The organism is Rhizobium pisi (genome assembly GCF_003938655.1).
Taxonomy (GTDB): domain Bacteria; phylum Pseudomonadota; class Alphaproteobacteria; order Rhizobiales; family Rhizobiaceae; genus Rhizobium; species Rhizobium pisi.
Genome location: NZ_RJJT01000023.1, coordinates 57,431 through 83,903, shown reverse-complemented (window position 1 = coordinate 83,903; position 26,473 = coordinate 57,431). Strand labels below are relative to the sequence as shown.

The window sequence follows — 26,473 nt, the reverse complement described above, 5'->3', positions numbered from 1 at the left end:
AGAGGTTAGCCTTCCATGCCGGGCAGCGTGGCGCCGCATTTGCGCGCCAGGATCTTTGCCACCGCCGCATCGTCCTCGCGCCCGAGACCGGCCTCGGAGGCTTCGACGAAGAGATTGAGGGCCGTTTCGGCAAGCGGCGTGACGCCGCCGGTGCGTTCGGCCTCGGAGCGGACGATGCCGAGATCCTTGACGAAAATATCGACCGCCGAACGGGGCGTGTAGTCGCCAGCGACGATGTGTTCGCCGCGGTTTTCGAACATCCAGGAGGAGCCCGCCGAAACGCGCAAGACATCGTAGAGCGTCTTGAGGTCGATGCCCGCCTTGGCGGCGAGCGTCATGGCTTCGGCGGTGGCGGCGATATGGACGCCGGCCAGAAGCTGGTTGATCATCTTGACCTGCGAGCCGGGGCCGGGCCGGTCGCCGAGCCGGAAGATCTTCGCCGATATGGCGTCGAGGGCAGCGTCCGCGCGCTCGAAGGCCTCGTTCGAACCGGAGGCCATGACGGTGATCTCGCCGGAAAGCGCCTTGACGTGCCCGCCGGAGACCGGGGCATCGACGACCATCATGCCGGCTGCCTCGAGGCGCTCGGAAATGGCGACCGTGGCGCTCGGCGCCATGGTGGTGCAGAGGAGGAAGACGGTGCCGGCCGCGGCCGTTTCCAGCGCGCCCTGCGGGCCGAACAGCACATGCTCGACCTGGGTGTTGTTGACGACATAGACGAAAACAGTCTCCACGCCGTCGGCTGCCGCCGCCGGCGTGTCGCAGGCCCTGCCGCCCGCCTCCGAAAAGCGCTGCAGCACCTCATGGCGGACGTCGCAGCCGTTGACGGCAAAGCCTGCCCTCAGAAGCGAAAGAGCCGCGCCCCAGCCCATGGAGCCGAGCCCGATGACTGCTGCTTTGCTGATGTCCCGCACGGCTCATTTCTCCTGTGCCACACAAGTTCTCGGGGGTGTTATCGATACCGGTATCGGTAACAAAGCCTATTTCAAGCGTGTATGTCAAGCGTTGGTTGCTTTCCTTTTTTTCAAAAGAGCCTATGAATTGGTCGTTGCCCGCTTACGCGGCAGTTCGACGATAGGAACCACCGCGATGCGCAAATCCACTTTGGAAGAGGTTGCCGCCGCTGCCGGCGTCAGCAAGATGACGGCATCGCGCGCTCTTCGGGGTGCCGCCGACGTCTCCAAGAAAACCCGTGAAAAAGTGCTGCTGGAGGCCGAACGGCTGAGCTATGTCGGCAACCAGCTAGCGCTCTCGCTGTCGTCGCAGCGCACCAACCTTGTCGCCGTCGTCGTTCCCAGCATGTTGAACATCGTCTTTCCCGAGATGCTGGCAGGCATTTCCGCCGGGCTGCAGGGCTCCGGCATGCAGGCGGTTTTCGGCATCTCCGATTACGACATGGCCAAGGAGCGTGAGATCATCCGCGACATGCTCTCCTGGCGGCCCTCCGCCATCATCGTGACGGGGCTCGACCAGCCCCCCGAAACGGTCAGGATGCTCCAGCATGCCGATATCCCCGTCATCCAGCTGATAGACCTCGACGGCACGCCCGTCGATTTCAACGTCGGGCTTTCGCATGGCAAGGCCGGAGAGGAGATGGCGGCGGCGCTGCTTGCGGCCGGCCGGCGGCGGTTCGGCTATATCGGCTGCGGGTTGGAGAGGGACTTGCGCGCCGGCAAGCGCAAGGCCGGCTTCGAGAAGGTGCTGCGCGAGAACGGTCTCTCTTTCCAGCACGAGCGGGTCGATGGCGCCTATTCCTCCATCGCCCATGGCAAGCAGCTGACCATGTCAATGCTGGCGGCGACCCGCGATCTCGACTGCATCTATTATTCCAGCGACGACATGGCGACCGGCGGCGCGTTTGCCTGCCTGGAACTCGGGATTTCCTCTCCCGGGGAAGTCCTGATCGCGGGGTTCAACGGGCTCGACGTCGCCCGCGCGCTGCCGATCAGGATCGCCACCTCGATCTCGCCGCGACGCCAGATGGGCGAAGCCGCCGCGACCCTGCTGCTTTCTGCAAGCCGGGGAAACCCGCCTTCTGAAAAGGTGATTGCCTTCTATCCAGAGATCACCGGGATCGATTAGGTCTGCCGGAAAAGGCGGCTTCGCGGGCTTTGCCCTGTCACTTCGTTTGACCAAGCTGTTTTACGAGGTCGGCAAGCATTGCGAACTGGCCTCTGAGGATCTTGGTTCCGGCCTCGGCGATCGGAAACCATCCCGCCCGATCGACCTCGGGGAAGCTTTGGATGCGGCCCGATCTCGGAGGCCATTCCATCTGGAACTCCGAGCTCGTGACATTCTCGACGTCAAGGACCGGGTCCGCCTCCACGGACCAGACGACCACCACTTTTCCGCCGGGTTGGCGATATTCGCCGAGCTGGGCGAAGTCTCCCGATATCTCGATGCCGAGTTCTTCCCGCGTCTCGCGGATCGCCGCCGACAGCTCGTCTTCGCCCGGGTCAATCAGCCCCTTCGGGATCGACCACGCGCCGTCATCCTTCTTCGCCCAGAACGGTCCGCCGGGATGCACCAGCAGGACTTCCAGCTCGGTCTCGAAACGGCGATGGATGAGAAGCCCGGCGCTACGGACCGGCATCGGCTGCTCCTTTAACGGTCATGGTCTCCTCCTTGGCGGCTGCTGGCCGATGCAGGAGAATACCATGTCCAGGGGATTTCGTTTCGACCTGCCTGCGAAGAGCATCAAGGGACGACTGTTCAACCGCGCCGAGCGCCCCATCTCTGTTGGATGATCTACTTCACCAGCGATACCCACTTTGCAGACAGACGCGTCCTTCAGATCGACCGGCGTCCCTTTCCAGACATGGCCGCTCACGACGTCGCCCTGATACGGAACTGGAACGAGATCGTCGGCCCCGAGGACGACATCTGGCATCTCGGCGACTTCATGCATTTTCGCGGCGGGGACTGCGACCAGCTTCTCTCCATGCTGAACGGGCGAAAGCATCTCATCACCGGAAATAACGATCCGCAGACGACGACGGGGGCGAAGGGATGGGCGAGTGTTCAGCCCTATCACGAGATGACGCTGGATGATCACCTGCTGATCCTCTGCCACTATCCTTTCCGCACCTGGCACAAGATGGGCAAGAAGTCGCTCAACCTGCATGGACATTCCCATGGCCGCCTGAAGCCCCTGCCCCGCCAATACGATGTCGGCGTCGATGTTCAGGGCCTTCGCCCGGTGTCGCTCGAAACGCTATTGTCGACGAGGTGAGTGCAGGGCTGAGAAAGGGAGATGAAAAGCATGGAACCGCAATCCGAGACGATATCCTGGTTTCGCTCGCTCGAGCCCGTCCAGCCGGTCGAAATGCTCGGCCTGTGGAGAGGCGCTGGGATCCCGTCCGGTCATCCGCTCGACGGCGTGCTCGAAAATCTCGGCTGGTTCGGCAAGCGTTTCCATGCGGACATGCGCGCCGATGCCCTTCTCTTTCAGTGGCGGCCGGATCGGCTGGTGGCGATCGATCTCGGTTTTATCCCGATCGGGCTGGCGATCAAGGCGGGGCCGTTCGGCCGCACGGCCCTTGCCCGCAGCGGATTTTCCTTTCTGCAGAAGGCATGCCGTGCGAGGGGCACGATCGCGTCGTTGAAGCTCCGGACCCTGGAGGATAGGGCCACCGCCGCGATGATCTACGACCGGCAACCTGTTGTCGACTATTTCGGCAGGATCAACGACGATGAGCTCGCCGGCATGATGTGCGTCGAGGGCGACGCCCGCCGGTACTTCTTCAAGCTCCGGAAGGTCGAGGCGGCCGCGCGGCAGAACAGCTACGCGTGACGGAAAAGCCGGCGGCAAATGCCGCTGAAGGCGGGAACAATGCGGTGTGCTATTCTGTTATTACCGCACGCAACTCCGGGGGTGCCGTCATGCGCGCTGTCCTGATCGCCGCTTTGCTTTCGCTCACCTGCCTGCCGGCTCGCGCCGATACGTCGGAGGCGGGGTTCCTGCAGTCTTTGGGAGGCGACTGGAGCGGGGCCGGCATGGTCCTCACCAGGATCGGCGGCACGAGCTTGAATGTCTCCTGCACCCTGAGATCGGACGCGAGCGCGTCCACCGTCTCGATGAACGGGACGTGTCGCGGCCTTGCGGTCTTCACCAGGGCGTTCTCGGCAATCGTCAAGGCTGCGGGACAGCGCTACACTGGCAATTACATCGGACCGTCAGGACAGCCATCGAAGCTCGTGGGAAGCCGGCAAGGCAACAGGCTCAACCTCAACGTCACCTGGGCCCGGGTGGTCAATGGCGATCGAAACGCAACCTTGGTAATCGAGAAGGTCGGGCAGGACCGGCTGCTGATGCAGACGGTCGACCGCGACCTGGCCTCGGGCCGGTCCGTCGTGACGAGCCGCATCGATCTGCAGCGCCCCTCCGCGGCAAGCAGATAGGGCGCCGCCGGTTCGAGGAAACTATCTTCAGTGCGGCTCAATCATATCGGCGATCATCACGTCAATCTCCTGGGCGTGGACGCCGAGGTGAGATTCCGTCTCCGAGGCATCGAGCAGCAGTGGCGTTTCGAGGAGATAGCTCATCTCCACCAGCTCGTGCATGCCGAATTCCTCCATCTGCGCCTGCGAAAACGTGCCGAGGGCGGGCGGCTCCTTCCCGAGCAGTTCGGCTGTTCTCAGGATCAGTTCACGGGGCGAGACATGTTGGGACGGAACATGAAAAGCGCGATCCCATGCACCTGTATATCCAGCAGTGGCCACCAAGGTGCGTGCGACGTCCTTGGTGAATGACCAGGCATGCTTGGCGTCCAGGTCGCCCAGGAAGGTGACGGGTTTCGACGCCAGAAGTGAGGGCAGCGCCAACAGCGAGAAATATGTCACGGCTCCCTGCCCGAGGTAATCGCTCGCCCGCACCTCGATGGCGGGAACACTGGCCCGCAATGCGCGCTGCCACATGATGGTGCGCACGGTGCCCTTGCGAGAGCTGGGGTCGAGCGGTTGGTCGGGCCTGAGCAGTCCCTCGGGGTTCGACCCGTAGCCATAAAGATTTCCGAGGACAATCAACTTCGTGCCGACATTCTCGGCGGCGCGCGTGACGCCATCCATGATCGGGAAAAAATCCGTCGGCCAGCGATCGTATGGCGCCATCGCGCACATGAAGACCGCATCCGCGCCCTTGCAGAGCTGCGTGAGAGCTTCCGCGTCGGTCGCGTCCGCTCGGACAGCCCTGACATTAGTCCGATCCTGCGAATTGACGCTTCGGCTGGTGATCGTGACATCATGACCGGCCTCACCAAGCAGCCTTGCCGTTTCAACTCCGACCGGACCGGCTCCGACGACAACATAAACACTCATTTGAACCTCTGTTCACCATTGCGATGCGCAGAGTCTGCAAGACCGCGGATTGAAAATCGCGCCGCAATCGCCAAATTTTGAGCACGTTCCGCCAATCGTCGAGGCTTCCCGTGAATCTGCGACACACCGCGTATCAGCCCGGCGCCGTTTCGATCGCGTCGCTCCGGCTTGGGGCCGGCAGCTTTCTCCTGCCGGAAATGGATCGGCACCGGATACTCGTCCATGCGAGCGCGGCCACGCGCTCCTATTGCGGTCAGGTTGGCAAGTACTTCGTCCGTCGCGCCGGGGACATAGATCTGCTGGCCGCGGGTGAAGCAGGCGGGTTCGAGGCCGAGTCCGCCTTCGACACGATCGTGGTGAGCTTTCCCGAGACCTTCGTTCAGGATGTCACCGGCGGCCTTGGTGCAAGGGGATCGCGGCGAATCCAGACGCGTCACCTCTTTCGAGACGAACGGATCGAGCATCTGACGCGTGCGATCCAGGCCGACTACGAAGTCGGCTCCCCAAGCGGGTCGCTTTACGCCGACAGCATCGGCATCGCGATAACGGCGCGCCTGCTGGGCCTCGATGACGCAGCGCCCGTCAGGGAAATCCGGCTGTCCGATGCGCAGCTGAAGCGGGTGCTTGATTTCATCGAGGCACATATCGAAACGAGCCTTGCGCTCGAGACATTGAGCAGGGTCGCGGCCGTCAGCAATTCGCACCTTCGCACCTGGTTCAAGGCCGCGACCGGTTTGACCGTGCATCGGTATGTCCTGCGTCGTCGCATAGAAAGAGCGCGTGAATTATTGGTCTCGACGGACCTCGCCATCAGCGAAATTGCCCATCGAACAGGATTTGCACATCAATCCCATCTCGCCCGTTGGATGCGACGCGAGATTGGCCAGACCCCGTTCGAGTTGAGGCGCAACAGCGCGATATAGAGGTCTTCAGCCTTTCATGGCAACGCAGAAGCTTCGCCCGTAGCAACGTGAGGGTCTCACGCACCCGACAGTGCAACGGCCCGCAACGCGGTCCTGACGATCGCATCGCCGAATTCAGGCGAGACCGGGCAATGGCCGACCAGCAGCCGGAAGAAGACCGGTCCGTAGATCATGTCGAGCAGCGCGTCCATATCAGGCGGCGCAACGATCTCTCCACGAGCGAGAGCCTCCTCCAAGATGATACGACCCGCGTTGCGGCTCGACAGGATCACCCGATTGCGGAAGGCCTTGGTGAATTCGCTTTCCGGGTCGGCCGCCGCGAGTGCCATGGTGATCTGCCGCCCACGTGTGCTCGCAAAGGCAGTTACCAGTCCTCTCATCTGCGCGCCGAGAGCCGCCTGCGCCGTGCACCCTCCCACGTCTGCTTCCGGTAGCCGGTTGACCAGAAGAGCGGCCATCGCCAGTTCCTGCGCGTTGGCCCAGGAGCGGTAGATCGTCGGCTTGCCGACACCGGACCGCGCCGCCACGGCTTCGATCGTCATGCGACCAAAACCTTCAGCCATCAGGATTTCATGGGCGGCCTCCAAGGCACGCTTCTGCGCTGCAGCGCTTGGCGGCCGCCCTCTTTTCCCAGGTGTTGCGTTAGTCTCTTGACTCATATCTTTACGATACGTAACGTTAATAAAAGACCCAGTCAAGGAGGATCATCCATGCCGAGTTTTGCCCGAAAAGTGAGCGCCTACTTCATCGTCAAGGATGCGGCCCGGGCCATCGACTTCTACAAGGAGGCTTTCGGCGCCACGGAAGTCTTCCGCATGACCGATCCCTCGGACGGGCGGATCGGCCATGCCGAGCTGCGTTTCGGAGAGACGCTGATGATGCTGGCAGACGAATATCCAGACTTCGGCGCCCTGTCTCCCGATGCGATCGGAGGCTCGCCGGTGACCTTCCACATGGATACCGTGTCGACCGACGCAGCACTGGCGCAGGCACTGTCGGCCGGGGCGACGATGTTGCGCCCGGCGACCGACCAGAGTTTTGGCGAGCGGGTGGCGCAGGTGCTTGATCCCTTCGGTCATCGCTGGATGTTGTCGCAAACCATCGAGCAGGTCACACCTGAGGAGATGCAACGCCGCTGGAACGAGGACATGTCGGCATGAGTGCCGCAGCCCTTGAAGCGCTCGAAGAGGCTGAGCGCGCCTTCAACGCGGCGATGGTTTCCAACGATCCCACCCGGATCGCCGCCTGCATCACTGAGGATTGGGTGCTGGTGACGCCTGAGCGTGGCCCAATCCCTGCACAGGCTATTCTTTCGGCGATCGGATCAGGCGTCCTCAGCCATGACACGATGACCAAGACGACGCATCACATCCGTCTGCTCGGCAATGTCGCCACGGTTATCGGTCGCGGGCAGAACACCGGCATGTTCCGTGGCGAACCGATATCAGCCGACGAATGGATCACAGACGTCTATCACCGGGAGGGTAACAGGTGGCGGTGCGTACTGACCCACCTCACGCCTGTTTGCAGTCCCTTGGAAATCTCTCCGATTCAAGACAAGATCATGCCGCTCTAGCTGGGGAGACTCTGATGGAAAATCACGAGCCGTTTTTACGCGAGGCGATAGCGCTCTCGAAATCCGCGATGGAACGCGGCGACGAGCCGTTTGGCTCTGTGCTGGTGAAGGACGGCGAAGTCATCCTGCGCGCCGAAAACAGCGTCTTCACCGGCCACGATATGACGAACCACGCCGAGATGAACCTGGTTAAACTGGCGGCGCAGCATTACGACACTGCATATCTTGCCGACTGCACGCTCTACACCAGCACGGAGCCGTGCGCGATGTGCTCCGGGGCGATTTACTGGTCGGGCATCGGACGTATGGTGTTTGCCTGCTCCGAAACGCGGCTTGGCGAGATTGCCGGGATCGGATTGAACGTGCCGAGCCGGGCGGTATTGCAGACCGGCGCGCGTGTCGTCACCGTGGTTGGTCCGACGAACCTCGAAGACGAAGCGGCCGAAATACATCAGGAATTCTGGCCGAAGCATCTGGGCAAGGCTTAATGCATGTCGCCCAAAAGTGCGCAGCGGTTTTGGGATAACGACATCCATAAATCAAAGACTTAAAGCGCGTCGCATGAATCCGGTTTGACGCGACGCGCTTTAGAGCCTCGGCTCAGGACACCCCGATCGAAAAGACGAGTTCGAAGACGAGACCTTCGGGCCTGTAGTCCGAGTGGGATCGTGCCTGCGCCTTTGCCGGGAAGGCGCGCTCTATGAGCACGGAGCCGAAGCCCCGCTTCGTCGGTTTCGACACCGGCGGCCCGCCGGATTCGGTCCATAGGAGGAAGACGCGGCCGTCATCGTGCCTCCACTCGATGGCAACAGTTCCGTTCTCGCTTCCGAGGCTTCCATACTTCGTCGCGTTGGTCGCCAGTTCGTGGATCACCAGCGAAAGCGGCAGGGCGGTGTCGGCGGGCAGAACCACGTCCGGTCCATCGAGACGAATGTGTTCGGCTTCGGAGGCGACATGCGCCCGTAAGGCGGCGGAGACGACATCCCGGACCGGTGAGGCCGATCCTTCCCGGGAAAGAATGAGATCATAAGTGCCCGCGAGCGCCGCGAGCCTTTCGGCGAAGGAATTGTACCGCTCGGGATCGGAGCGCGAGAAGGTCTGCCGGGCGATTGCCTGGACTAAGGTAAAGCCGTTCTTGACCCGGTGCGCCAGTTCGCGGACGAGAAGGATCCGCTCTTCCTCGACCTCCTCATTCCGGCGTCTGCGCTCCTCGAGTTCGTCGAGCAGCCGGTCGAAGGTGGCGCCGACGACTTCCAGCTCGTCCGATCCCGTCATGCCGGTTCTGGCCGCCGTCTGGCCGCCACGCCACTTCTCCATCACGTCGGCGATCCGCCAGATCGGCACGAGGATGAAGCGGTTGCCGATGAAGATCGCGGCGGTGAGCGAAAATAGCGCGCCGCCGATGATGGCGAGCGTGTTCATCAGCGTCGCCCGCTCGATCGGCGCGAAGGCCTCCGGTTTGGAGAAGCCGGCGCTGACGAAGAGAGGGCTGGATGGCAGCGCGATCGGGCGATAGGCGACGATGCGCGTGGTTCCGTCCTGGCTGGTGAGCTCGATGACGTCGGGTTGCTCGGCATGGATCAGATGCTGGTATTCGTCGGGTATCACGGTACCGACGAACTGCTCCGGAAGGGGCGCGCGCGCGACGATGGTTCCCTTGCCGTCGGCGATCGTCACCGCATTGCCGGGAGCGACGCCGCGCTCGGTGATGCGGTTCTGCAGCCAGTCCATCCGGATGCCGCTGACTATGACAGCCTTGAGGATGTCGCCTTCCATCAAGGGCATTGCGAGCGGCAGCACGTGCCTGTCGGAAAGACGGCTTTGCGTATAGGTACCGACGGTGAAATCCTTGCTGTTCAGGATCTGCTGGAAATAGTCGCGATCGGAGAACCGCACGCCCTCGGGAAACGCCGTGCTGCCGCAGACCGGCCGCCCGTCGAGCCCGACGACGAAGATGGTGCTGATGTTCGGAATGCTTTCGGCAACCGATTTGAGGGCCTCGTTGCAGGTGCCGACGTCGAGGTGCCGGACGGAAGGCATGGCGGCGACGGAAACGAGAAGGCCATGCAGGCCCTCCACGATCCTTTCGACTTCCGACGATGCCTGGCGCGCCGCCTGGGCGGCGGATGCGCGCACTTCCTCGTTGCGCTGGTGGCGGAGCGCGACCTCGTTATATGCGAGCATCGCCACAACAGGCGCCAGCGCCGCGACCGCAACTGCAACAAGCTTGAGTCTCATCCCATCACCCCTCACAAGGGTTGGTAGCATGATCGAGACGACCTCGCCCAGACCAGCTCCGCAATCTTGCCCAGCAAATGTCGGAATGTGCGAATTCGGACATGCGCCTGGCCGGAGGGAACGGGAAGCTAACCACTTCGGCAGGGCGTTTGCGCTTGAGCCTTGCCGACCTCCGGATTGCGGCTAGATAATTCAGGGATGAACGATGCCAGAAGTGTTTCCCCCGAGAATTCCGCGGCCGGGCCGTCTTCGCCGCGGCCGCTGACGAGCGCGATGGCGGCGGAGGTCGAACGTCTTCTATCGGGCCGAACCCGCGATATCCACCTCACGGGCGAACTGCGCCGCCGGTTCGACGAACGGGTATGGCGGCAGACTTCGAAAATCATTCGCTCCTGGCTGACCTGGGTGGCATTCGTTGATGTTCTGACGCTGGCGCTGAACGCGATCCTGCTTCCCCATGACGTGGCGCTCGCCATGGTCGCCCCCGCCTGCCTTTTGCCGCCGGCGGCAATTTTAACGGCGCTCCTCTGGCGCAAGCCGTGTCCGGCCGCGGTTCAGCGTGCATCGCTTCTCGGGGGCATGTGCCTCATTCTTCTGTCGGTCGCGCTCGTTGGCGTCTTTGCCGGCGGCGAATTCTACGAGCGGCATCTGACCATCATGCTGTTCGTCGCAACGAGCGCGATCACCATCTTCAGCGTGCCGCTGGCCTGGACGATCGCGATCGCCTGTTATGCCCTCTGCCTCTATTTTATCCTTCAGTGGTTCAACCCGCTCGTGGAAGCGGGCAGTGTCATTGCCGGAACCCTGTTCTTTTCCTGCGGCATCATCGCGACCGTGGTTGCCCGGCGGACGATGAACATCCTGGCGCAGAAGACATTTCTCCTCGACTGCAGGGACCAGCGCCGCGTCGCGGAACTTGCCGATGCCAACGCCCGGCTGGAGCGGCTGGCGAGAACCGATCCCCTGACGGGCATTGCCAACCGACGCTGGATGATGGAGACGCTGGAGGAACTCTGGCGGAGCAAAGGTGACGCCGGCGTCGTCGCTGCCATGCTCATGTGCGACGTCGACCACTTCAAGGCACTGAACGACAGTCTCGGCCACAGCGAAGGCGACCGCTGCCTCGTCAAGGTGGCCGGCATCATCCAGAGCAGCGTGCGCGCCGATTGCGACCTCGTCTCACGCCACGGCGGCGAGGAATTCCTGATCGTGCTTCCAGGCGTCGAAGAAGAAGAGGCCGTGGCGATCGCAAAGCGCATCCGCGAGAGCGTGGAAGCCGCCGCCCTTCCAAACCCCTCTTCCGCCGTGGGTCCTTCGGTGACGCTCAGCGTCGGAGTGGCGGTGAAATCGGCTCGCGATCCCGGGGTTTCGCTTGATAATCTCCAGCACGAGGCCGACATGGCGCTTTATCGCGCCAAGCAGGCGGGACGCAATCAGGTCTCCATCTTTCGCCGGCCGCAGAGGACCGCCGAACAGATCGCCGCGCGACGCTGAAGCGTGTCGCGCAAAAATGCATCTCTGACCGGATCGTTCAAAATGCCACGACGGCAGCGACGCTTGGAAGAGGCGCCGCCGCCGGGGCAGCGTACATCTCGACCCTGTCACGCCCGCCGCGCTTTGCCCGGTAGAGGGCTTGGTCTGCGCGATCACGCAGCCTCGTCGCGTCGCATTCGTCGCTCCAGAGGGCAACGCCTGCGCTTGCGGTCGGCCTCACGGTCCCGGCGTCAACGACAAAGGCCAGGGCCTTGATCTTTCGCCTGACGTCGTCGGCCGCCGCAAACAGAGTTTCTTCCGTTTGGTCGCGTAGGAACAAGGCGAACTCTTCCCCGCCGAGGCGGCCGAGCAACAGCTTTCCTCCAGCGGCGGCGGCGATGGTTTGCGCGACGCCGACAAGGACGGCATCACCGACCTCGTGGCCATGCCGGTCGTTGACCGACTTGAAGTGATCGATGTCGATCATGATGAAGCCGTCGCCGTGCTTCAGTTGGTGCGGGAGGGAGGCAAGGAAATTCTGGCGGTTGGGAATGCCCGTCAGGGCGTCGGTATTTGCAAGACGGCTTAGCTTGGCCTCAGCCCTTTCCTGCACGAGAACCACCACGAACAGCGCGACCGAGAAGTGGCAGATGATGAGCATGAAGAAGGCGTTTCGCGGGGCGATCGGACCATATTCTGGAAAAACCACCCCAAGGACGACCAATGCCGAGAACGTCATCGCGGCCATAAGAGATGCGGCAAGACCGATTCTTCCGGGCAGCCGGTCACGGAGAAAACCCACCAGGATGGCGGCGGAAGAGAGGGCGAGGAAGACCGAAGAGTTTGCGTTGAATATCGCGGCCCGCATTTGATTGTCGAGATACCAATGTGTAACGCCGACGAGAACGGACAAGGCCAGCGCGGCCGTTACCAGCAGCCAGTCCGAAAACTTGCGTCGGCGTCCGCTTAACCGGATGATCCCGACAGCCATCAGCGCGTAGCCGGTCACGCCGACGGAAAAGCTCCCGAAGGTCCAGATTTCACGGGGAAGAGAGCCCTGCTCGCCCAATCCAGCGAGTGTGGAGGCGAAGGCGAGAAGGCAATCACCGACCGCGAGAAGATCAAGGCCAGGCTCCCGAGAGCGCCATCTCATATAAAAGAAACACAATGCGCCAACGATGAACGACGACTTATGGAGAAGAAGAACCGTAGCAAGATCCATCGCAGAACTCTGAGCCAACCAAGACGCCGATGGAGATAATCAACAACAGCTACGTTTATGTGAATCTTCTTGCTTGACGCTTGATGAATGGAGCGAACGGGATCGCCGCCAGCCGGATGCGCGCGGGCATTTTCTCGACCAAGGATGGTTCCGGCCCCTTCGGCTGCGAAGCGGACCCCGGGCTTTCGGAAGAGCAGCCTTCGCCCTTCGCGGTCGAGCCCGCCGCGGGACTAAAAGGTAAGCTGGACCTTACAGGCGGTCGTGCGGTCGCCAGCGAGTTTGAAGGCTGCATCGGCGTCTTCCAGCGGCAGGCTGTGGCTGATGATCGGCCGCACATCGATCTCCCGGCTCGCGATTAGCGCGACGGCGGTGGCAAATTCCTCGTGGAAGCGCTGCGTTCCGTGGATATGAAGCTCCTTGCCGACGATAGCGTTGAGGGGGACCGGGATCTCGCCCGTGACGCCGACCTGCACGATGGTTCCGCGTGGCCTAATGGCCGCGATCGCGCTGCGGATGGCTGGGTCTGCGGCCGAGCATTCGAAGACCAGATCGAAATAACCCTTGCCTGCCTCGAATTCGCTAAGGGCCGCGGCATCCCGGGAGACATTGACCGTGCGGCCGGCGCCCATCGCTTTGGCCCTCTCCAGCGTCGCATCGGCGAGATCCGTCACGACGATTTCGGCCGCGCCGCGATGACGGGCGACGGCAACCATCAGGCAGCCGATAGGGCCGGCGCCGGTAACGAGGACGCGGTTGCCTTCGATATCGCCCGCGCGCGATGCCGCATGCAGGCAGACGGCCAGCGGCTCGCTGCAGGCGGCTTCCGCAGCCGTTGTCGCTGCCCCGGCTTCGAAGCATTGCTTCGCGGGCACGACCAGCCACTCCCGGAACATGCCCTGCTCATGCGGCAGGCGCATCGCGCTGCCCATGAAGCGCATGTCGAGGCAATGGATCGGCAGCCCCTTCCGGCAATATTCGCAGGCACCGCAGGGCTGGCTGGGATTGACCGCCACCAGCGTGCCCGGTTTCAGATCGACCCCTTCGCCCGCCTGGCTCACGATCCCCGAGGCCTCGTGGCCGGGTATGATCGGCTCGCGAACCCGGATCGGCCCGAAACCGCCGTCCTGATAATAATGCAGGTCGGAGCCGCAGATGCCCGCGGCTGCCATTTTCAGAAGCACCTCGCCTGGACCGGGAGCCGGAACGGTGTCGGCTTCGACCCTGAGATCGCCCTTCTGGTAAAGCCGTGCCAGACGTGTCTGCATCATGATCTCCTATCTCAACAGCCCGAGCTGCTGCGGCAGCCAGAGCGATATGGACGGCACGAAGGTGATCAGGATCAGCGCCAGGAACAGCGGCACCAGCCAGGGCAGGATCGCCATGGTCGTGCGTTCGACCGAGAGTTTCGCCACCCGTGACAGCACGAACAGCACCATGCCGAGCGGCGGATGCAACAGGCCGATCATCAGGTTCAGCGTCATGATGAGGCCGAACTGGACCGGGTCGATCCCGAATCTCGCGACGATCGGCAGAAGGATCGGCACCAGGATGGTAATCGCCGCGATCGTATCCAGGAAGCAGCCGACGAACAGCATCAGCAGGTTCACCAGGATCAGGAAAACCCATTTATTGTCCGTGATCGACAGGATCGCATCGGAGAGCAGTTGCGCCGCCTGGCTGACCGTCAGCAGCCAGGCGAAGACCGATGCAGCGGTGACAATGAAGAGAACGGATGCCGTCGTCTCGATCGTATCGAAGCTTGCCTTGGCAAGTGTGGAGAAGGTCATCGTGCGATAGCGCACGAGACCGAGAAACAGCGACCAGAGGACGGCGGCGACGGCGGCCTCCGTCGGCGTGAACCAGCCCATGGTCATGCCGCCGATCAGAATGACAGGCGTCATCAGCGCCATGACGGCGGAAAAGCGGAAATACCAGTCAAGGGCGAGAAGTGCCAGAAGGGCGATGCCTGCCGCGGCGTTCATCGATACGCCCGCCTGCATCAGCAGATAGATTGCCGCCGGCACCATGAGAACGACGACGATTTCCATTCCCGCAGACAGGAGCTGTCTCACGTCGAACGGCGCATCGGAACCCCAGCGCTTCACGTAGGCAAAGGCCGCGACGGTGATCATCATCAACAGCGTCATGACGACGCCGGGCAGGATGCCCGCCGTGAAGAGAGCGCCGATCGAGACGTTCGCCATCATGCCGTAGATCACGAAAGGCAGCGACGGCGGGAAGATCGGTCCGAGTGTCGCGGACGCCGCCGTCACGCCGACGGCGGCCTCGACCGGATAGCCGTGATCCTTCATCGCCTTGATCTCGATCGTGCCGATGCCGGCCGCGTCGGCAAGCGCGGTGCCGGACATGCCGGAGAAGATGACGGAGCCGATGATGTTGACCTGCGCAAGCCCGCCCTTCATCCAGCCGACCAGTGCCACGGCGAAGGAATAGATACGGCCGGTGACGCCAGCCGAATTCATCAGATTGCCCGCCAGGATGAAGAAGGGGACGGCGAGCAGCGGGAAGCTTTCGACGCCGGCGATCATGCGCTGGGCGACGATGATGTCGGGCGCGACGCCGTAGAGGACGATGTAAAGCACGGATGCGACGGCCATCGAAATGGCGACGGGCACGCCGACCAGCATCAGCACCAGAAACGAGCCAAGAAGCAGCAGCATCGGATCAACCCTCGACGGTCTGGAATTCTTCGGGGCGCTCCAGAACGGAGTAGCCGCGGCGGATGTTGGCGATGAAGACGATGACCGCGCGGATCAGCATCAGCACGAAGGCGACGAGAACGGAGTAGAAGACGATGTTGCGCGGCAGCTCGACGGTGACCATCTGCTCGTCGGCGACGATCTCGACATAGCGCCACATCAGCGTGCAGCCATAGGCGAAGAAGCCGATACGCACGATATCGACGAAGGTCGCCAGCACCCGCGCCAACCCTGCCGGCATGTAGTGATAGAACACGTCCACCTGGATGTGCCGCGACGTGCGCACGCACATGACGGAGCCGAGAAAGACGACGCCGATCAGGCAGTTGATCGCGATCTCCTCGGTCCACGCATAGCTGTCGTTCAGAACATAGCGCGTGAAGAACTGCAGGAAGACGCAACCCGCCATCAGCCAGAAGACGATCAGCGTGATCCAGTCCTCGATGGCATAGTCCGAGACGTTGGCGGTCGGCGCGTGCCCTTCGAACTCGTGGCCGATTTCCTCGGCCGTGATTGAGGTGTGAATTTCTTGCGACATGATCGGCCCTGTTTTGGGTTGGGAAGAAGGGCGCGGCGTTTGGCCGGCGCGTACCCTTCGTGTCGATTTCGTCTTGCGCTCGGCGGTGCTTGCCCCTTATCCGGCTGCCGCCACCGTCTCCCCGCCTGCGGGGAGAAGGGGATGTGCCGCGACTTCTCCGTCCCCGCACGTTTTTCAGGGCACGTCCCCTCGCCCCGTCAGAACGGGGAGAGGGTTAGGGCGAGGGGCAATCCTCGGTAGCGAGCTTTACTGGATCGCGCGGATCGCTTCCCAGTCGGCCTTGTCGTAGCCGAAGTCCTCGAACTTGACCTTTTCCATCACGGTCTTCTCGAAGTCTGTCTTGTCGACCTCGGCGACGTTGAGGCCTTTCTCCCTGAAGGTCGCGATGAGGCCGTTTTCCTTGCCGGCGATCGTCTTGCTGGTGCGCTCGGCGGCCTCCTGCATGACCTCTCCGAAGATCTTCTTGTCCTCGTCGGAAAGGCTCGCCCAGAGCTGCTTGGAGATGACAGTGTTCAGGTGATCGACGATGTGGCCGGTGAGGATGATGTTCTTCTGGACTTCGTAGAACTTCTTCGCCTCGATCGTCGTCAGCGGGTTTTCCTGCGCCTCGACCGTGCCGTTCTGCAAGGCGAGATAGACCTCGGCGAAGGCGATCGGCGTCGTGTTGGCGCCGCAGGCGCGCGGCATGGCGAGATAGGCCGGAACGTCGGGCACGCGGATTTTCAGACCCTGCATGTCGGCGCATTTGGCGATCGGCTTGTTCGATGTCGTCTGACGCGTGCCGTAATAGCTGACGGCGGCGATGTGGTTGCCGGTCTTGTCCTCATAGCCTTTGGCGAGACGCTTGAAGACGTCGCTCTTGGTATAGGCGATCAGGTGGTCGGGGCCGCGGAAGATATAGGGGAAGTAGGTGACGCCGATCGGCTTGTAATCGCGCGCCGCAAAGCTCGATCCCGAGATGATGATATCGACCGTGCCGAGCTTGAGGCCCTGGTTGATGTCGGCTTCCTTGCCGAGCTGCGAGGCCGGATAGACCTCGATCTTGTAGCGCCCATCGGTGCGCTTGGCGATCTCTCCCGCAGCCCAGACGGAATCCGTATGGAAGGGCTCGGAGGTTTCATAGACATGCGCCCATTTCAGCACTGTCTCGGCCTGCGCAATCGCCGTCGTCGCCATGATCGCGGCTGCGGTGCAAATTATCGTTGCCAGTCTGCTCTTCATCGCTCTCTCCTCCCGAACTCGGGTTTTAAGTCTTGGTCTTTCCTTTCGCGGGCGCTTTCCTGCGGCCGCGCTTCTCCTCTCCCGGGAGCTCCTCCCCGAAGCTCTCGGAAAACCTCTTCTGCGACATGGTGAGATGGGCGCGCATGGCAGCCTTGGCGCCTGCCGCATCGCCGGCGGCGATCGCGTCGCGAATGGCCCGATGCTCCTCCACGGCGCTGCGCCATGTCGTCGGACCCTCGAAATGGCTTGCGAGCTTCTCAAAATAAGGGGTCATGCGCATGTCGAACATCTCGCCCGTCACGCGGATCAGCGTCGCATTGCCGACGATAGTGGCAATGGCTATGTGGAAGGCGCGGTCGGCGGCAATGACCGCACCCGCATCGTTAACGCCGCCGCTCATGCGCGTCAGCGCTTCGTCGAGCGCAGCGATGCCTTCCGGCCTGGCGCAGCCGGCGGCTTCCTCGGCGATCGCGCATTCGATGATGGCGCGCGCCTGCAGCAGTTCGAAAGGCCCCTCGACCGGCTCGCGCTCGCTTGCCGCAGCCCCTGCTGCATGCTGGCGCACCACATAGATGCCGGATCCCATGCGGATGTTGACGAGGCCCTCGACCTCCAGCACGATCAGAGCCTCGCGCACCGTCGGGCGTGACACCGACAGTTGCTCCGCGAGCTCGCGCTCGGCCGGCAGCCGCTGGCCGACGGCAAGCTCGCCGCTCGCGATCATCAAACGAATCTGATCCGCCACCTGCCTGTAGAGGCGGCGCGATTCAACAGGCGAAAACATCATGGCCTCCCCGGCGGCTTCTCCTCAAGCACGCATCTGGTCAACTGGCCTGACCAATTACGGCTAAGTATCATCGCTTGGGTTGTGCGTCAATCCGTCGCATGAAACTTAAACAGGAGAAATTATGCCGTCAGGTTTCGCAGAGCGGGCAAATTGGAGTTGTTCGGCCTCAGCCCCAGCCTATATCCCGGCATACCATTCGTAGCCGCGATCTTCCCAGAAGCCGCCATTGCCGCCGTAGATCTGGCCGAGATCCGCGACCGCCTCGATGCGGGTGAGATATTTCGCCTGCTTGTAACCGAGCTGCCGTTCGACCCGCAGTCTCAGCGGCGCTCCATGGGCCACCTCAAGGTCGCGGCCGTTCATCGAATAGGCGAGGATCGTCTGCGGATGGAAGGCGTCGACGAGATCGATGCTCTCATAATACCAGCCGCTGCCATCTAGCGACTTTTCATATTCGTCGGCGCAATGGAACACGATATAGCGCGCTTGGGGTTTCAGCCCGACCGATTGCAGCAGGGCGGCGAGCGGCAGGCCCGTCCATTTGCCGATCGCGCTCCAGCCTTCGACGCAGTCGTGCCGGGTGATCTGCGTGCGCGACGTCATCGCCTTCAGCTCTGCGAGCGAGAGCTGCGCCGGCCTCTCCACAAGTCCGCCGACCTCCAGCTTCCAGGTCGAGAACGCCCGGCTCATCCAATCGAGATATTGCGGATTGTCGGGCATGCTGGTGCCGTTCGAGCGAAAGACCGGCGAGAGATCCGCTTCGCTGAACTCACGGGCGAGCGCGTTGTCGCCGAGCAGGAAGCGCTGCGTCTTCATGCTGAAGCCCTCGGCGATCTTCAGGACTGATTTCGTCCGTTCGCTTTCGACCAATGCGTCGCAGCCGCTGAGCCCCAGTGCCGAGGCGGTCAGGGTCGAGCCGATCAGGAAGCGGCGGCGGGTCAAGAGGCGGCTCATTGTTCGTCTCCCTCGATGGCGTAGTAGCCGGTGATCATTGAACGCAGATTGTTGAAGACGCCCGACAGGATCACCATGGCGACATGCACCACGACGAAGGCGACGAGCGAGAAGGCCGTGAGGAAATGAATGGTGCGGGCCGATTGCCGTCCGCCGAAGACATCGAGCAGCCAGGGCGCCACGGCGTCGAAGCCCGGCGACATGGTGAGCCCCGTCGCAACCATCAACGGCAGCAGCAGGAAGATTACCAGGAGGTAGGTCAGCTTCTGCAGCGTGTTGTAGTGCCGCGCTTCGGCTCCCTTGGGAAAGCGAAGTCGGGCATGATTGACCACTTCATGGGCGAGATGCGCGGGCGTCAGCTCATGGGCACCAGGCGCAAGATCGCGGCGGAAATGCCGGCTGACCAGTCCGCAGACGAGATAGACCAGGCCGTTGAGGACGAAGAGCCAGGCAAAGAAGAAATGCCAGCGCCGGCCAGTCGCCAGATCCTGATAGCTTGGAAGGGTGATCCAGCTCGGAAAACCCCTTGCCGTCGCCTCGCCGTCTTCATTCGAGAGACCGAGCACACCCGTCGTGTCGAAGGCGAGCGAACCGACATGCGTGCGCCCCTTTGCCTCGTCGCCGTCCTGGACGGCTTCCATCGAGATGAAGGACGGGTCGTAGTCGGCGCCGTACTGGCCCCAATAGAGTGCCGGATGGGCATTGAAGATCTGCAGGCCGCTCATGAGCAGCACGGTGAGGCAGAGCACGTTCACCCAATGCGGCAGGCGAACGGCGAGGCTGTGGCGGTAGATGAGCGTGCGGCCGGTCTCTTTGCCGGCATCGGTCGTCGCCATGATCGTTCTCCGGATCGATGAAGTTTCAGGAGCAAAAGACGCGGCCGCCGCGGAAAAAGTTTCAGCGGCCGCGCGGATGCGAATTATTTCATCGCGTCGCAGGTCTTCATCATGTCGGTCTTCTTCATCGCGTCCTTTTCCATGCCGGCCTTGTGCATGCAGTCCTTCTTGGTGCCGGACATCTTCATCGCGTCCTTCGACATGGTGCCCGTATGCATCGTGTCCTTTTTCATCGTATCGGTCTTCATGGCGTCTTCGGCCGAGGCGGCGCCGGCGAGCGAAAGGCTTGCGATGAAGGTGCAGACTGCAAGGCTGGAAAGAAGCTTGGTCATGGAATTCTCCTCGAATGGTTTGCTGCGTCCGCCGGCTCCCTGCCGATGGCTCACATCCACCCATTCGAGGCAGCGTCGGGATGCGTTACAGCCTCACGCCTATGTGATAGAGCTGTGATACCGGAATTGTTTTTGATCCGCCCTGTAACCAAACGGCCGCTTTTTCGAATGAACTCTCCGACAACATGACATCAGCCCATTCGGAAGAAGCCCTGAAAGCTTTGATGCTTCTGTCCCTTGACGGGGATGAGGCAGCCTATCGCCGTCTGCTTTCGGCCTTGCGGACGCTGCTTGTCGGCTATTACGGCCGCAGGATGGCTGCGGCGGCGAAAGCGGATATGGAAGACCTGGTCCAGGAGACATTGCTGGCACTGCATTCCCGCCGGTCCACCTATGACCGGGAAAGGCCTTTCACGGCCTGGTTCTTCTCGATCGCCCGCTACAAGCTGATCGACCACCATCGCGGCCGCGGCGGGCGCAGGCTTGGTGAGACCGAGCTTGGCGAGGAGATCGAAAGCGACTTCAGCGAGGAGAGGCTGACGGCACGCATGGATGTCGAGCGGTTGCTCGACGGCTTGTCGCCGAAACAGCGGGAACTGATCCGGCAGGTGAAGCTGGAGGGCCAGTCGGTCACCGACACCGCAAACCGCACCGGCCAGTCCGAATCGGCGGTAAAGGTCGGCATCCACCGGGCACTCAAGGCGCTCGGCGAGAGATTGCGAGGCGCATGATGACAAAGACGGACGATATCATCGAAAGCCTGGTCAGGGACCTGAAGCCGGTGCCGCGCCATGCGCTGCGCCGCAGTCTCGCGCTCGGCATATTGCCGGCGCTCGGGCTCTCCCTGCTCATGATGCTGGCCATTCCAGGCCTCAGGGTCGATATGCCTGATGCGCTGACGCTGCCGGTGTTCTGGATCAAATCCGCCTATAACGCGCTGATCGCCATCGCGGCCTTTCTCTCCGTCTTCAGGCTATCCCGCCCTGACGGTTCCGAGGGACGCTTTTTCGACCGGCTCGCCTTGATCTTTGCCGCCATGGCTGCGGTCGCAGCCATCCAGCTGATCATGGCTCCGGCCGGGACTTACCGGGTGCTGATCCTCGGCTCCTCGGCACTCCATTGCCCGTTCCTCATTTTTGGCTTCGCGCTGCCCGTCTATGCCGGCACGGTCTGGTCACTGCGCCGCGCAGCGCCCGCGGACCTCAGGCTGACGGGATTCGTCGCCGGAATTGCCGCGGGAGCGGCCGGCGCCTGGGTCTATTCCTGGTTCTGCACCGAGAACGGCATGCCCTTCGTGCTGATCTGGTATTCGCTCGGCATCCTGCTCACCGGCGCGCTCGGCGCCGTCACCGGCCCTCGCCTGCTCCGCTGGTAGAGCCCCGCCCGGCGGTCAAAGAGCGAGCTGCCAGATGTCGGCGGTGAGCACATTGCCGGCGGGCGCGACGAGACGCAGCGAGCTTACCCCCTTGAAGCCGGGGAGCCGCTTGGTCCCCGTCCAGCGGCCATCATCGGCGAAGACCTCGATCGAGCCTGCATCGAGGAAAATTCGGATGGCGGATGGGCGTGCGCCGGCGGCGATGTAGCGGGGCGATGCCTTGGCGCCCGCGGAAAAGGGAATGCTCAGCCCGTGCTCGTTCAACTGCACCTCGAGGGTTGCCTCGGGATGCTCGAAGACGAGGCGGAACGCACTGCCCGCCTCCTTGAGACCAAGTACGATCTCGACGGAGCCGTTGGCGAGATCGACGGTGCGTCCGTCCAGAAGACCTTCGCCATTCAATCGGCGCCGCCGCAGGCTTTCTGCAGCAGCGACCGGCGGCGTGATCAGCGCCCCATCGCGCAACGCCAGCCGGCGCGGCAAGGTCATCGCGGTCGGCATGTCGATGTCCTTCGAAATGTCTGTCCAGTTGGCGAGCCATGCGATGCCGACAGGGCCGCCACTGTCGACGAAGGCTTGAAAAGCGTAGGCATCCGTGCCGAAATCCAGCTCCTGTTCGAACTCCACGACGAATTTGCGGCCATCGAAACGACCGACGTTCGCAAGCGTCATGTTGCGCCGGCCCGTTGCCGGATCGCGGCTTGTGAGAAGGCCGAAGATTAGCGCCCAGCGTGTCGATGGGTCGCTCGCAGGCCCGTCGAGGGGAACCATGCAGGGGCACTCCGCGGCGGTCATCCCGAAGCGGTTCTCCCGGTGAAGGATTCCGAGGAAGGTCCATCCCGCCGCCGCGGCCGGGTCGTCCGTTTCATAGAGCAGGATGACGCCGCCCTCGCGGTCCCGCGTGCCGAGCAGCATCTTCCATTTGTCGTCCGGCCCCAAGAAGACATAGGGATCGCGGAAGTCGGTCGTCAGGCCGAGCCCGGCGGGGCGCGCCGGCAGGATGAGGCTCGCCGGTTCGACGTCGACAAGATCGCGGCTGGTGGCCGTGAACTGAACCTGCTCCTCCGGTTCCCGGCCCTTCACATGCTCGGTGAAAAAGATGCGGATTCCGGCGCCATCGAGCGCGATCGCCGAGCCGGAAAATGCGCCGCCGCGTCCATCGGCCCGCGCGGCGAGTTCATCCGAGGGGGGAAGAAAGATCGGAAGATGCGTCCAGTTGACATAATCGTCCGAGACGGCATGGCCCCAATGCATGTTGTTCCACCGAAGGCTATGGGGATAGTGCTGATAGAACAGGTGCAGCCTGCCGCCGAATCTTCCAAAGCCGTTGGGATCGTTCATCCAGCCGAAAGGCGGACGGAAGTGATAGCCGCCCGAGATTTCGGGTGCGGCGTTGGAGGGCCTGATGTGCAGCAGCCGAATGCCCTCTTCGAGAACGCCGGACTGACGGAAGGCATAGAGAACCGAGACGTCCGTCGTCACGGGATCGTAGGAAAATGCGCTTTCTCCGCCGCCTTCCAGCCTCAGTTTCCGAAACTCGAATTCATCGGGATTTGACGTTTCGACAGCACCGGCCGGATCGCCATCGACATGTGCGGTCAGCCTTCCCGGCGCGGCGCCATGCCGGGCCTTGATCCAGACGTGGATCGTGGCCCCCGCGGGCAGGACGGCGCTGATCGTCTCCGGCCCGCGTTCATGGGACGGAGTCACTGCTTGGCTTGTCATCAATTCAACCTTTCACGGCAGAGCCGATGAAGGAACTCACGAACCAGCGCTGGAATGCGAGGTAGAGCCCCAGGATCGGGATCATCATCAAAACGGAAGCCGCCATCGCGCGATCCCAGTAGATACTGTCCTGGCCGAAGAAGGTCGCGATAGCGACGGCAATCGGGCGGGCGTAGTCGGTCTGGGTGACGAGGATCGGCCAGAGATACTGGTTCCAGGTTTCGATGCCCATGAGGATCGATACGGTTGCCAGTGCGGGCAGGCTGAGCGGCAGAAAAATCGAGCGATAGGCCCGGAAGAAGGATGCGCCGTCGATCTCTGCGGCCTCCAGCAGCTCCTTCGGCAACTGCGAAAAGAACTGGTAGAACAGAAAGATATAGAGAGGGCTCGCGACCCAGGGCACGATCTGCACCGCGAAGGTGTCGGTCATTCCCGCCCGCGAGACCATGATCACGAGAGGCATGATAATGCTTTCCTGCGGGATCACATAAAGCGCAATCACGATCGACAGGATGACGGCGCGGCCCCTGAACGTTCCCCAGGCCAGAACGAAGCCGGCCATCGAATTCACGATCAGGCCGGAACAGACCGTCGTGATCAGAATGATCAGCGAGTTGACGAGATAGCGTCCGAATGCGAGTTCGCCTGAGAGGTGGCCGACCTCGGCATAGTTGGACAGCGTGGGGTTCGAAACCCAGAAGGCCCGGAAGCTGCCCATATCGGCCAGAATCTGGAACCGGTCGTCCTTGAGGCTCGCCACGACCAGCAGCAGCAATGGAGACACGATCACCAATGCGATGATGAAGATGCAGGTCACCTGGATGAGGCGAAGGACCCGTGCAGCCGAGAGAGGCCGCGCCAGGCGGGCCTGCTGGATCGAGAGAGCGATATCAGACATCGAAGCGCCTCAGGAGCTGGCGCTGGATCAGCGCGATAATGAGAACGATCACGAACAATATGACCGAGACGGCCGAGGCATAGCCCATCTTTTGCTCTTCGAAGCCGGCGCGGACCATGTAATGCACCACTGTCTCGGTGCTGCTTTTCGGTCCGCCCTGCGTGAGGATGGCGACCTGTGTGTAGAGCTTGAACGCCTGGATGGTCGTGATCACGAGGACGAAGACATGGGTCGGCCGCAGGCCGGGCATCGTGACATGCCAGAAACGCCGGAACGCATTGGCGCCGTCAATCTTCGCAGCGTCATAGAGTTCGTCTGGGATGCCCTGAAGGCCCGCGAGGTAGACGATCATCTGGAAGCCGTAGGCCTGCCAGGCCGAAAGCAGAACGATCGAGAACATCGCCCATTGCGGATCGCCGAGCCAATCGATCGGCTGGATCGCTCCGCCGGAGAGAAAGCCGAGGATCTGGTTGAACGGCCCCGTGGGATACTGGAACAGGGTGCCCCAGATGACGCAGACCACGACCATCGAGGTGATCGCCGGCAGGAAGAACATGCCGCGCAGCAGATTGCGGAAGGGCAGCTTCTGATGCAGCAGGAGCGCCGTCGCGAAAGCAAGGCCGCACTGCGCTGGAATGATCCAGAAGGTGAAGCGCGAGACGTTCCAGAGGGCAGTCCAGAAAAGGTCGTCCTGGAAGATACGGATGAAGTTGTTGAACCAGATGAACCGGACGGGCGTCGGCCGGGGCACCAGAGGCTGGTTGGTCATGGACGTCCAGAAGGACAGGAGGAACGGCACGATCAGAAAGATGGTCAACAGGATCACGGCCGGCGCGAGCATGGCCGCTTCCTGCATCAGCCGTCCCTTGTCATGCCGGCGGGCGGGAGCCTTTCGGACTGGTGTCGATAATGTTGATTGTTGCATGACCATGCAGCTCCTCCTTTCCTAGCTGGGATGCCGGCCCTGCCCTGCGATGTCCGTCGGAGACATCGCAGGGCGTCGACCTGTCGGCAGCGATCACGCTTATTACTCTTCGCCGAACGGCGGATATCCGTCGTTGTCCGCGATGTCCTCGTCGATCTTCTTGGCGGCTGTTGTGAGCGCCTCCTTGGGATCGCCGCCATTGAACACCTCGTCGACCGCCTGCATGAAGGCGGAGGTGATGGTGGGATAGGCTGGATGCGGAGGGCGCGCGACAGCCGTCTTCGACGCCTGTTCAAAGGCAATGGCCATCGGGCCGCCGTCAGCATAGAGCGGAGATTCGGCGGCGAAGCTCTTCAATCCGGGATAGCCGGACTGGCTTGCGACATAGGCCCGATACTCCTTGTCCTTTAGCAGGAAGCTGATGAACTTGGCCGCGATATCGGGATGTTTCGACGTCTTGGTGATCGCCCAGATCCAGGTGCCGTTCGGGCTCGCGGCCTTCGCGCCGAATTTGGGCAGCGGCAGCACGACGATATTGTCCTTCATGGCCGCAACAGCTTCGGCATAGACCCAGTGTCCGCCAAGCGCCAGCGCCGCCGGATTGCCTTCGGCGAAGAACTGATTGGTCCCTGCCGACTGCGGCACGACCCAGCCGTTCTTGACCCATTTCTGCATCATGGCGAGTGCATCGACGCAGGCGTCGCTGTCGAGCGTGCCCTCGGATTTCCAGGCCTTACGGTCGATCAGATCGCAGCCGGCCGATTGCAGGATCGGTCCATAGGCATAGGTGATCCATTCGGTCTTGATGCCGTAGCCCCGGAAGGTGTCGATCGGCCACTTCACGCCGTCGAGCTTGGAAAGCTTTTCGAGGTAGGTTTCGAACTCCTCGCGCGTCCAGGCATCGTCGACGGATTTCGGGATGCGGGCGCCGATGGCTTCGAGATATTTCTTGTTGCCGTAGAGAACGACCGACGAGTCGGTCAGGCCGATCGCATAGAGGTCCTTGTCGATCGGGTATGTGCCCTGGGCGATGTTGGACTCCGTCATGTCGTCAAGGAGGTCCTTGTCGATCAGCGGCTTGATGGGCTGCAGATATCCCGACCAGACGTAATTGGCGAGGAACGGCGCATCGAGCTCCATGACGTCGGGCAGCTGCTTGGCCATGACGGCGGCGCTGAACTTCTCGTTATAGGCGTCGTGCGGCGCATAGATGAACTGCACGTCGACATCGGGATTGGCGGCCTCGAACCGTTCGGCGGCCTTGCCATAGGCGGCGACAAAACCGGGATCGCCCTGATGCATGACCTGGATGACGGCCTTGTCGGCGGCATGCGCCCATGTGGCGGTCATCGCCAAAGGCAGGACCAGAGACCAAAGTAAACGTTTACCCATTAGAATTCCTCCTCAATTGAAT

General features: G+C 62.3%; 29 protein-coding genes. 11 read left to right on the top strand and 18 right to left on the bottom strand.

The window, feature by feature from the left end; genetic code table 11:
- Positions 1-5: 5 nt before the first annotated feature.
- Positions 6-914, bottom strand: a complete 909-nt coding sequence (gene ltnD / locus EFD55_RS26555; RefSeq protein ID WP_125849072.1) for an L-threonate dehydrogenase — start codon at positions 912-914, stop codon at positions 6-8.
- A gap of 175 nt (positions 915-1,089) precedes the next feature.
- Between ltnD and EFD55_RS26550 the strand changes: the two genes are divergently transcribed.
- Positions 1,090-2,082 (top strand): LacI family DNA-binding transcriptional regulator, encoded by a 993-nt coding sequence (locus tag EFD55_RS26550; protein ID WP_125849070.1) that lies wholly within the window; start codon positions 1,090-1,092, stop codon positions 2,080-2,082.
- A gap of 37 nt (positions 2,083-2,119) precedes the next feature.
- Here the strand turns inward: EFD55_RS26550 and EFD55_RS26545 are convergent, their stop codons facing one another.
- Positions 2,120-2,593 (bottom strand): NUDIX hydrolase, encoded by a 474-nt coding sequence (locus EFD55_RS26545; protein WP_125849068.1) that lies wholly within the window; start codon positions 2,591-2,593, stop codon positions 2,120-2,122.
- Between the two features lie 150 nt (positions 2,594-2,743).
- Between EFD55_RS26545 and EFD55_RS26540 the strand changes: the two genes are divergently transcribed.
- The 3 genes from EFD55_RS26540 to EFD55_RS26530 all read left to right on the top strand — a co-directional run bounded on the left by EFD55_RS26540 (position 2,744) and on the right by EFD55_RS26530 (position 4,401).
- Positions 2,744-3,232 carry a metallophosphoesterase family protein gene (locus EFD55_RS26540; protein ID WP_125849066.1) on the top strand — a complete coding sequence of 163 codons (489 nt, stop codon included), beginning with the start codon at positions 2,744-2,746 and terminating at the stop codon, positions 3,230-3,232.
- Between the two features lie 21 nt (positions 3,233-3,253).
- Complete coding sequence (locus EFD55_RS26535) at positions 3,254-3,793, top strand: GXWXG domain-containing protein (protein WP_125849064.1); 540 nt, start codon at positions 3,254-3,256, stop codon at positions 3,791-3,793.
- 89 nt (positions 3,794-3,882) lie between these two features.
- Positions 3,883-4,401, top strand: a complete 519-nt coding sequence (locus EFD55_RS26530) for a hypothetical protein (RefSeq protein ID WP_125849062.1) — start codon at positions 3,883-3,885, stop codon at positions 4,399-4,401.
- Between the two features lie 27 nt (positions 4,402-4,428).
- Here EFD55_RS26530 and EFD55_RS26525 read toward each other — a convergent pair whose 3' ends face one another.
- Entirely contained in the window at positions 4,429-5,316 is an 888-nt protein-coding gene (locus EFD55_RS26525; protein ID WP_125849060.1) for an NAD-dependent epimerase/dehydratase family protein, read from the bottom strand.
- A 77-nt stretch (positions 5,317-5,393) separates the two neighbouring features.
- Here EFD55_RS26525 and EFD55_RS26520 point away from each other — a divergent pair, with 77 nt between their 5' ends.
- Complete coding sequence (locus EFD55_RS26520; protein WP_210276357.1) at positions 5,394-6,239, top strand: AraC family transcriptional regulator; 846 nt, start codon at positions 5,394-5,396, stop codon at positions 6,237-6,239.
- 56 nt (positions 6,240-6,295) lie between these two features.
- Here the strand turns inward: EFD55_RS26520 and EFD55_RS26515 are convergent, their stop codons facing one another.
- On the bottom strand, positions 6,296-6,898 hold the full coding sequence (locus EFD55_RS26515; protein WP_125849058.1) for a TetR/AcrR family transcriptional regulator: 603 nt from the start codon (positions 6,896-6,898) through the stop codon (positions 6,296-6,298).
- A 51-nt stretch (positions 6,899-6,949) separates the two neighbouring features.
- On the opposite strand from EFD55_RS26515, the gene EFD55_RS26510 reads away from it, so the two are divergent.
- Genes EFD55_RS26510 through EFD55_RS26500 form a run of 3 tightly spaced genes read left to right on the top strand, consistent with a single transcriptional unit; the run spans position 6,950 to position 8,303 of the window.
- The gene (locus tag EFD55_RS26510; protein ID WP_125849056.1) at positions 6,950-7,399 is read left to right on the top strand and encodes a VOC family protein; all 450 of its coding nucleotides are present in this window, start codon (positions 6,950-6,952) and stop codon (positions 7,397-7,399) included.
- Entirely contained in the window at positions 7,396-7,815 is a 420-nt protein-coding gene (locus EFD55_RS26505; RefSeq protein WP_125849054.1) for a nuclear transport factor 2 family protein, read from the top strand. Before EFD55_RS26510 ends, EFD55_RS26505 begins: the two co-directional genes overlap by 4 nt.
- Positions 7,816-7,829: 14 nt before the next feature.
- Entirely contained in the window at positions 7,830-8,303 is a 474-nt protein-coding gene (locus EFD55_RS26500; RefSeq protein ID WP_125849052.1) for a nucleoside deaminase, read from the top strand.
- A gap of 112 nt (positions 8,304-8,415) precedes the next feature.
- Here the strand turns inward: EFD55_RS26500 and EFD55_RS26495 are convergent, their stop codons facing one another.
- On the bottom strand, positions 8,416-10,053 hold the full coding sequence (locus EFD55_RS26495) for a sensor histidine kinase (protein ID WP_125849050.1): 1,638 nt from the start codon (positions 10,051-10,053) through the stop codon (positions 8,416-8,418).
- 198 nt (positions 10,054-10,251) lie between these two features.
- Here EFD55_RS26495 and EFD55_RS26490 point away from each other — a divergent pair, with 198 nt between their 5' ends.
- The gene (locus EFD55_RS26490) at positions 10,252-11,547 is read left to right on the top strand and encodes a GGDEF domain-containing protein (protein ID WP_125849048.1); all 1,296 of its coding nucleotides are present in this window, start codon (positions 10,252-10,254) and stop codon (positions 11,545-11,547) included.
- Positions 11,548-11,584: 37 nt separating this feature from the next.
- On the opposite strand, the gene EFD55_RS26485 is transcribed toward EFD55_RS26490, so the two are convergent.
- The 9 genes from EFD55_RS26485 to EFD55_RS26445 form a co-directional block, all read right to left on the bottom strand.
- Positions 11,585-12,535 carry a GGDEF domain-containing protein gene (locus tag EFD55_RS26485; RefSeq protein ID WP_245438563.1) on the bottom strand — a complete coding sequence of 317 codons (951 nt, stop codon included), beginning with the start codon at positions 12,533-12,535 and terminating at the stop codon, positions 11,585-11,587.
- A gap of 443 nt (positions 12,536-12,978) precedes the next feature.
- A complete protein-coding gene (locus EFD55_RS26480) occupies positions 12,979-14,013 on the bottom strand; it encodes an L-idonate 5-dehydrogenase (protein WP_125849044.1) in 1,035 nt (344 codons plus the stop codon).
- 9 nt (positions 14,014-14,022) lie between these two features.
- Positions 14,023-15,429, bottom strand: a complete 1,407-nt coding sequence (locus tag EFD55_RS26475; protein WP_125849041.1) for a TRAP transporter large permease — start codon at positions 15,427-15,429, stop codon at positions 14,023-14,025.
- A gap of 4 nt (positions 15,430-15,433) precedes the next feature.
- A complete protein-coding gene (locus tag EFD55_RS26470) occupies positions 15,434-16,006 on the bottom strand; it encodes a TRAP transporter small permease (RefSeq protein ID WP_125849039.1) in 573 nt (190 codons plus the stop codon).
- A gap of 246 nt (positions 16,007-16,252) precedes the next feature.
- Positions 16,253-17,227 (bottom strand): sialic acid TRAP transporter substrate-binding protein SiaP, encoded by a 975-nt coding sequence (locus EFD55_RS26465; protein WP_125849037.1) that lies wholly within the window; start codon positions 17,225-17,227, stop codon positions 16,253-16,255.
- Positions 17,228-17,252: 25 nt separating this feature from the next.
- Entirely contained in the window at positions 17,253-18,011 is a 759-nt protein-coding gene (locus EFD55_RS26460) for a FadR/GntR family transcriptional regulator (RefSeq protein WP_125849035.1), read from the bottom strand.
- A 180-nt stretch (positions 18,012-18,191) separates the two neighbouring features.
- Positions 18,192-18,968 (bottom strand): molybdopterin-binding protein, encoded by a 777-nt coding sequence (locus tag EFD55_RS26455; RefSeq protein ID WP_125849033.1) that lies wholly within the window; start codon positions 18,966-18,968, stop codon positions 18,192-18,194.
- On the bottom strand, positions 18,965-19,804 hold the full coding sequence (locus EFD55_RS26450; protein ID WP_125849031.1) for a cytochrome b/b6 domain-containing protein: 840 nt from the start codon (positions 19,802-19,804) through the stop codon (positions 18,965-18,967). Before EFD55_RS26450 ends, EFD55_RS26455 begins: the two co-directional genes overlap by 4 nt.
- Positions 19,805-19,887: 83 nt before the next feature.
- Positions 19,888-20,136 (bottom strand): pentapeptide MXKDX repeat protein, encoded by a 249-nt coding sequence (locus tag EFD55_RS26445; protein WP_125849029.1) that lies wholly within the window; start codon positions 20,134-20,136, stop codon positions 19,888-19,890.
- A 185-nt stretch (positions 20,137-20,321) separates the two neighbouring features.
- Between EFD55_RS26445 and EFD55_RS26440 the strand changes: the two genes are divergently transcribed.
- Positions 20,322-20,867: a sigma-70 family RNA polymerase sigma factor gene (locus tag EFD55_RS26440; protein ID WP_125849027.1), complete on the top strand. Its 546-nt coding sequence runs from the start codon at positions 20,322-20,324 to the stop codon at positions 20,865-20,867.
- Positions 20,867-21,511 (top strand): NrsF family protein, encoded by a 645-nt coding sequence (locus tag EFD55_RS26435; RefSeq protein ID WP_125849109.1) that lies wholly within the window; start codon positions 20,867-20,869, stop codon positions 21,509-21,511. Before EFD55_RS26440 ends, EFD55_RS26435 begins: the two co-directional genes overlap by 1 nt.
- 15 nt (positions 21,512-21,526) lie before the next feature.
- On the opposite strand, the gene EFD55_RS26430 is transcribed toward EFD55_RS26435, so the two are convergent.
- The 4 genes from EFD55_RS26430 to EFD55_RS26415 all read right to left on the bottom strand — a co-directional run bounded on the left by EFD55_RS26430 (position 21,527) and on the right by EFD55_RS26415 (position 26,451).
- Positions 21,527-23,236: a GH32 C-terminal domain-containing protein gene (locus tag EFD55_RS26430; protein WP_125849025.1), complete on the bottom strand. Its 1,710-nt coding sequence runs from the start codon at positions 23,234-23,236 to the stop codon at positions 21,527-21,529.
- 4 nt (positions 23,237-23,240) lie between these two features.
- The gene (locus EFD55_RS26425) at positions 23,241-24,134 is read right to left on the bottom strand and encodes a carbohydrate ABC transporter permease (RefSeq protein WP_125849023.1); all 894 of its coding nucleotides are present in this window, start codon (positions 24,132-24,134) and stop codon (positions 23,241-23,243) included.
- On the bottom strand, positions 24,127-25,065 hold the full coding sequence (locus tag EFD55_RS26420; protein WP_125849021.1) for a carbohydrate ABC transporter permease: 939 nt from the start codon (positions 25,063-25,065) through the stop codon (positions 24,127-24,129). The genes EFD55_RS26425 and EFD55_RS26420 overlap by 8 nt, the downstream gene beginning before the upstream one ends.
- 96 nt (positions 25,066-25,161) lie before the next feature.
- Positions 25,162-26,451: an ABC transporter substrate-binding protein gene (locus EFD55_RS26415; protein ID WP_125849020.1), complete on the bottom strand. Its 1,290-nt coding sequence runs from the start codon at positions 26,449-26,451 to the stop codon at positions 25,162-25,164.
- Positions 26,452-26,473: the final 22 nt, after the last annotated feature.

Coding starts and splice junctions, on each gene's coding strand:
- EFD55_RS26550 (WP_125849070.1), top strand. CDS start 1,090: ATGCGCAAATCCACTTTGGAAGAGGTTGCCGCCGCTGCCGGCGTCAGC.
- EFD55_RS26545 (WP_125849068.1), bottom strand. CDS start 2,593: ATGCCGGTCCGTAGCGCCGGGCTTCTCATCCATCGCCGTTTCGAGACC.
- EFD55_RS26540 (WP_125849066.1), top strand. CDS start 2,744: ATGATCTACTTCACCAGCGATACCCACTTTGCAGACAGACGCGTCCTT.
- EFD55_RS26535 (WP_125849064.1), top strand. CDS start 3,254: ATGAAAAGCATGGAACCGCAATCCGAGACGATATCCTGGTTTCGCTCG.
- EFD55_RS26530 (WP_125849062.1), top strand. CDS start 3,883: ATGCGCGCTGTCCTGATCGCCGCTTTGCTTTCGCTCACCTGCCTGCCG.
- EFD55_RS26525 (WP_125849060.1), bottom strand. CDS start 5,316: ATGAGTGTTTATGTTGTCGTCGGAGCCGGTCCGGTCGGAGTTGAAACG.
- EFD55_RS26515 (WP_125849058.1), bottom strand. CDS start 6,898: ATGAGTCAAGAGACTAACGCAACACCTGGGAAAAGAGGGCGGCCGCCA.
- EFD55_RS26510 (WP_125849056.1), top strand. CDS start 6,950: ATGCCGAGTTTTGCCCGAAAAGTGAGCGCCTACTTCATCGTCAAGGAT.
- EFD55_RS26505 (WP_125849054.1), top strand. CDS start 7,396: ATGAGTGCCGCAGCCCTTGAAGCGCTCGAAGAGGCTGAGCGCGCCTTC.
- EFD55_RS26500 (WP_125849052.1), top strand. CDS start 7,830: ATGGAAAATCACGAGCCGTTTTTACGCGAGGCGATAGCGCTCTCGAAA.
- EFD55_RS26495 (WP_125849050.1), bottom strand. CDS start 10,053: ATGAGACTCAAGCTTGTTGCAGTTGCGGTCGCGGCGCTGGCGCCTGTT.
- EFD55_RS26490 (WP_125849048.1), top strand. CDS start 10,252: ATGAACGATGCCAGAAGTGTTTCCCCCGAGAATTCCGCGGCCGGGCCG.
- EFD55_RS26480 (WP_125849044.1), bottom strand. CDS start 14,013: ATGCAGACACGTCTGGCACGGCTTTACCAGAAGGGCGATCTCAGGGTC.
- EFD55_RS26475 (WP_125849041.1), bottom strand. CDS start 15,429: ATGCTGCTGCTTCTTGGCTCGTTTCTGGTGCTGATGCTGGTCGGCGTG.
- EFD55_RS26470 (WP_125849039.1), bottom strand. CDS start 16,006: ATGTCGCAAGAAATTCACACCTCAATCACGGCCGAGGAAATCGGCCAC.
- EFD55_RS26465 (WP_125849037.1), bottom strand. CDS start 17,227: ATGAAGAGCAGACTGGCAACGATAATTTGCACCGCAGCCGCGATCATG.
- EFD55_RS26460 (WP_125849035.1), bottom strand. CDS start 18,011: ATGTTTTCGCCTGTTGAATCGCGCCGCCTCTACAGGCAGGTGGCGGAT.
- EFD55_RS26455 (WP_125849033.1), bottom strand. CDS start 18,968: ATGAGCCGCCTCTTGACCCGCCGCCGCTTCCTGATCGGCTCGACCCTG.
- EFD55_RS26450 (WP_125849031.1), bottom strand. CDS start 19,804: ATGGCGACGACCGATGCCGGCAAAGAGACCGGCCGCACGCTCATCTAC.
- EFD55_RS26445 (WP_125849029.1), bottom strand. CDS start 20,136: ATGACCAAGCTTCTTTCCAGCCTTGCAGTCTGCACCTTCATCGCAAGC.
- EFD55_RS26440 (WP_125849027.1), top strand. CDS start 20,322: ATGACATCAGCCCATTCGGAAGAAGCCCTGAAAGCTTTGATGCTTCTG.
- EFD55_RS26435 (WP_125849109.1), top strand. CDS start 20,867: ATGACAAAGACGGACGATATCATCGAAAGCCTGGTCAGGGACCTGAAG.
- EFD55_RS26430 (WP_125849025.1), bottom strand. CDS start 23,236: ATGACAAGCCAAGCAGTGACTCCGTCCCATGAACGCGGGCCGGAGACG.
- EFD55_RS26425 (WP_125849023.1), bottom strand. CDS start 24,134: ATGTCTGATATCGCTCTCTCGATCCAGCAGGCCCGCCTGGCGCGGCCT.
- EFD55_RS26420 (WP_125849021.1), bottom strand. CDS start 25,065: ATGGTCATGCAACAATCAACATTATCGACACCAGTCCGAAAGGCTCCC.
- EFD55_RS26415 (WP_125849020.1), bottom strand. CDS start 26,451: ATGGGTAAACGTTTACTTTGGTCTCTGGTCCTGCCTTTGGCGATGACC.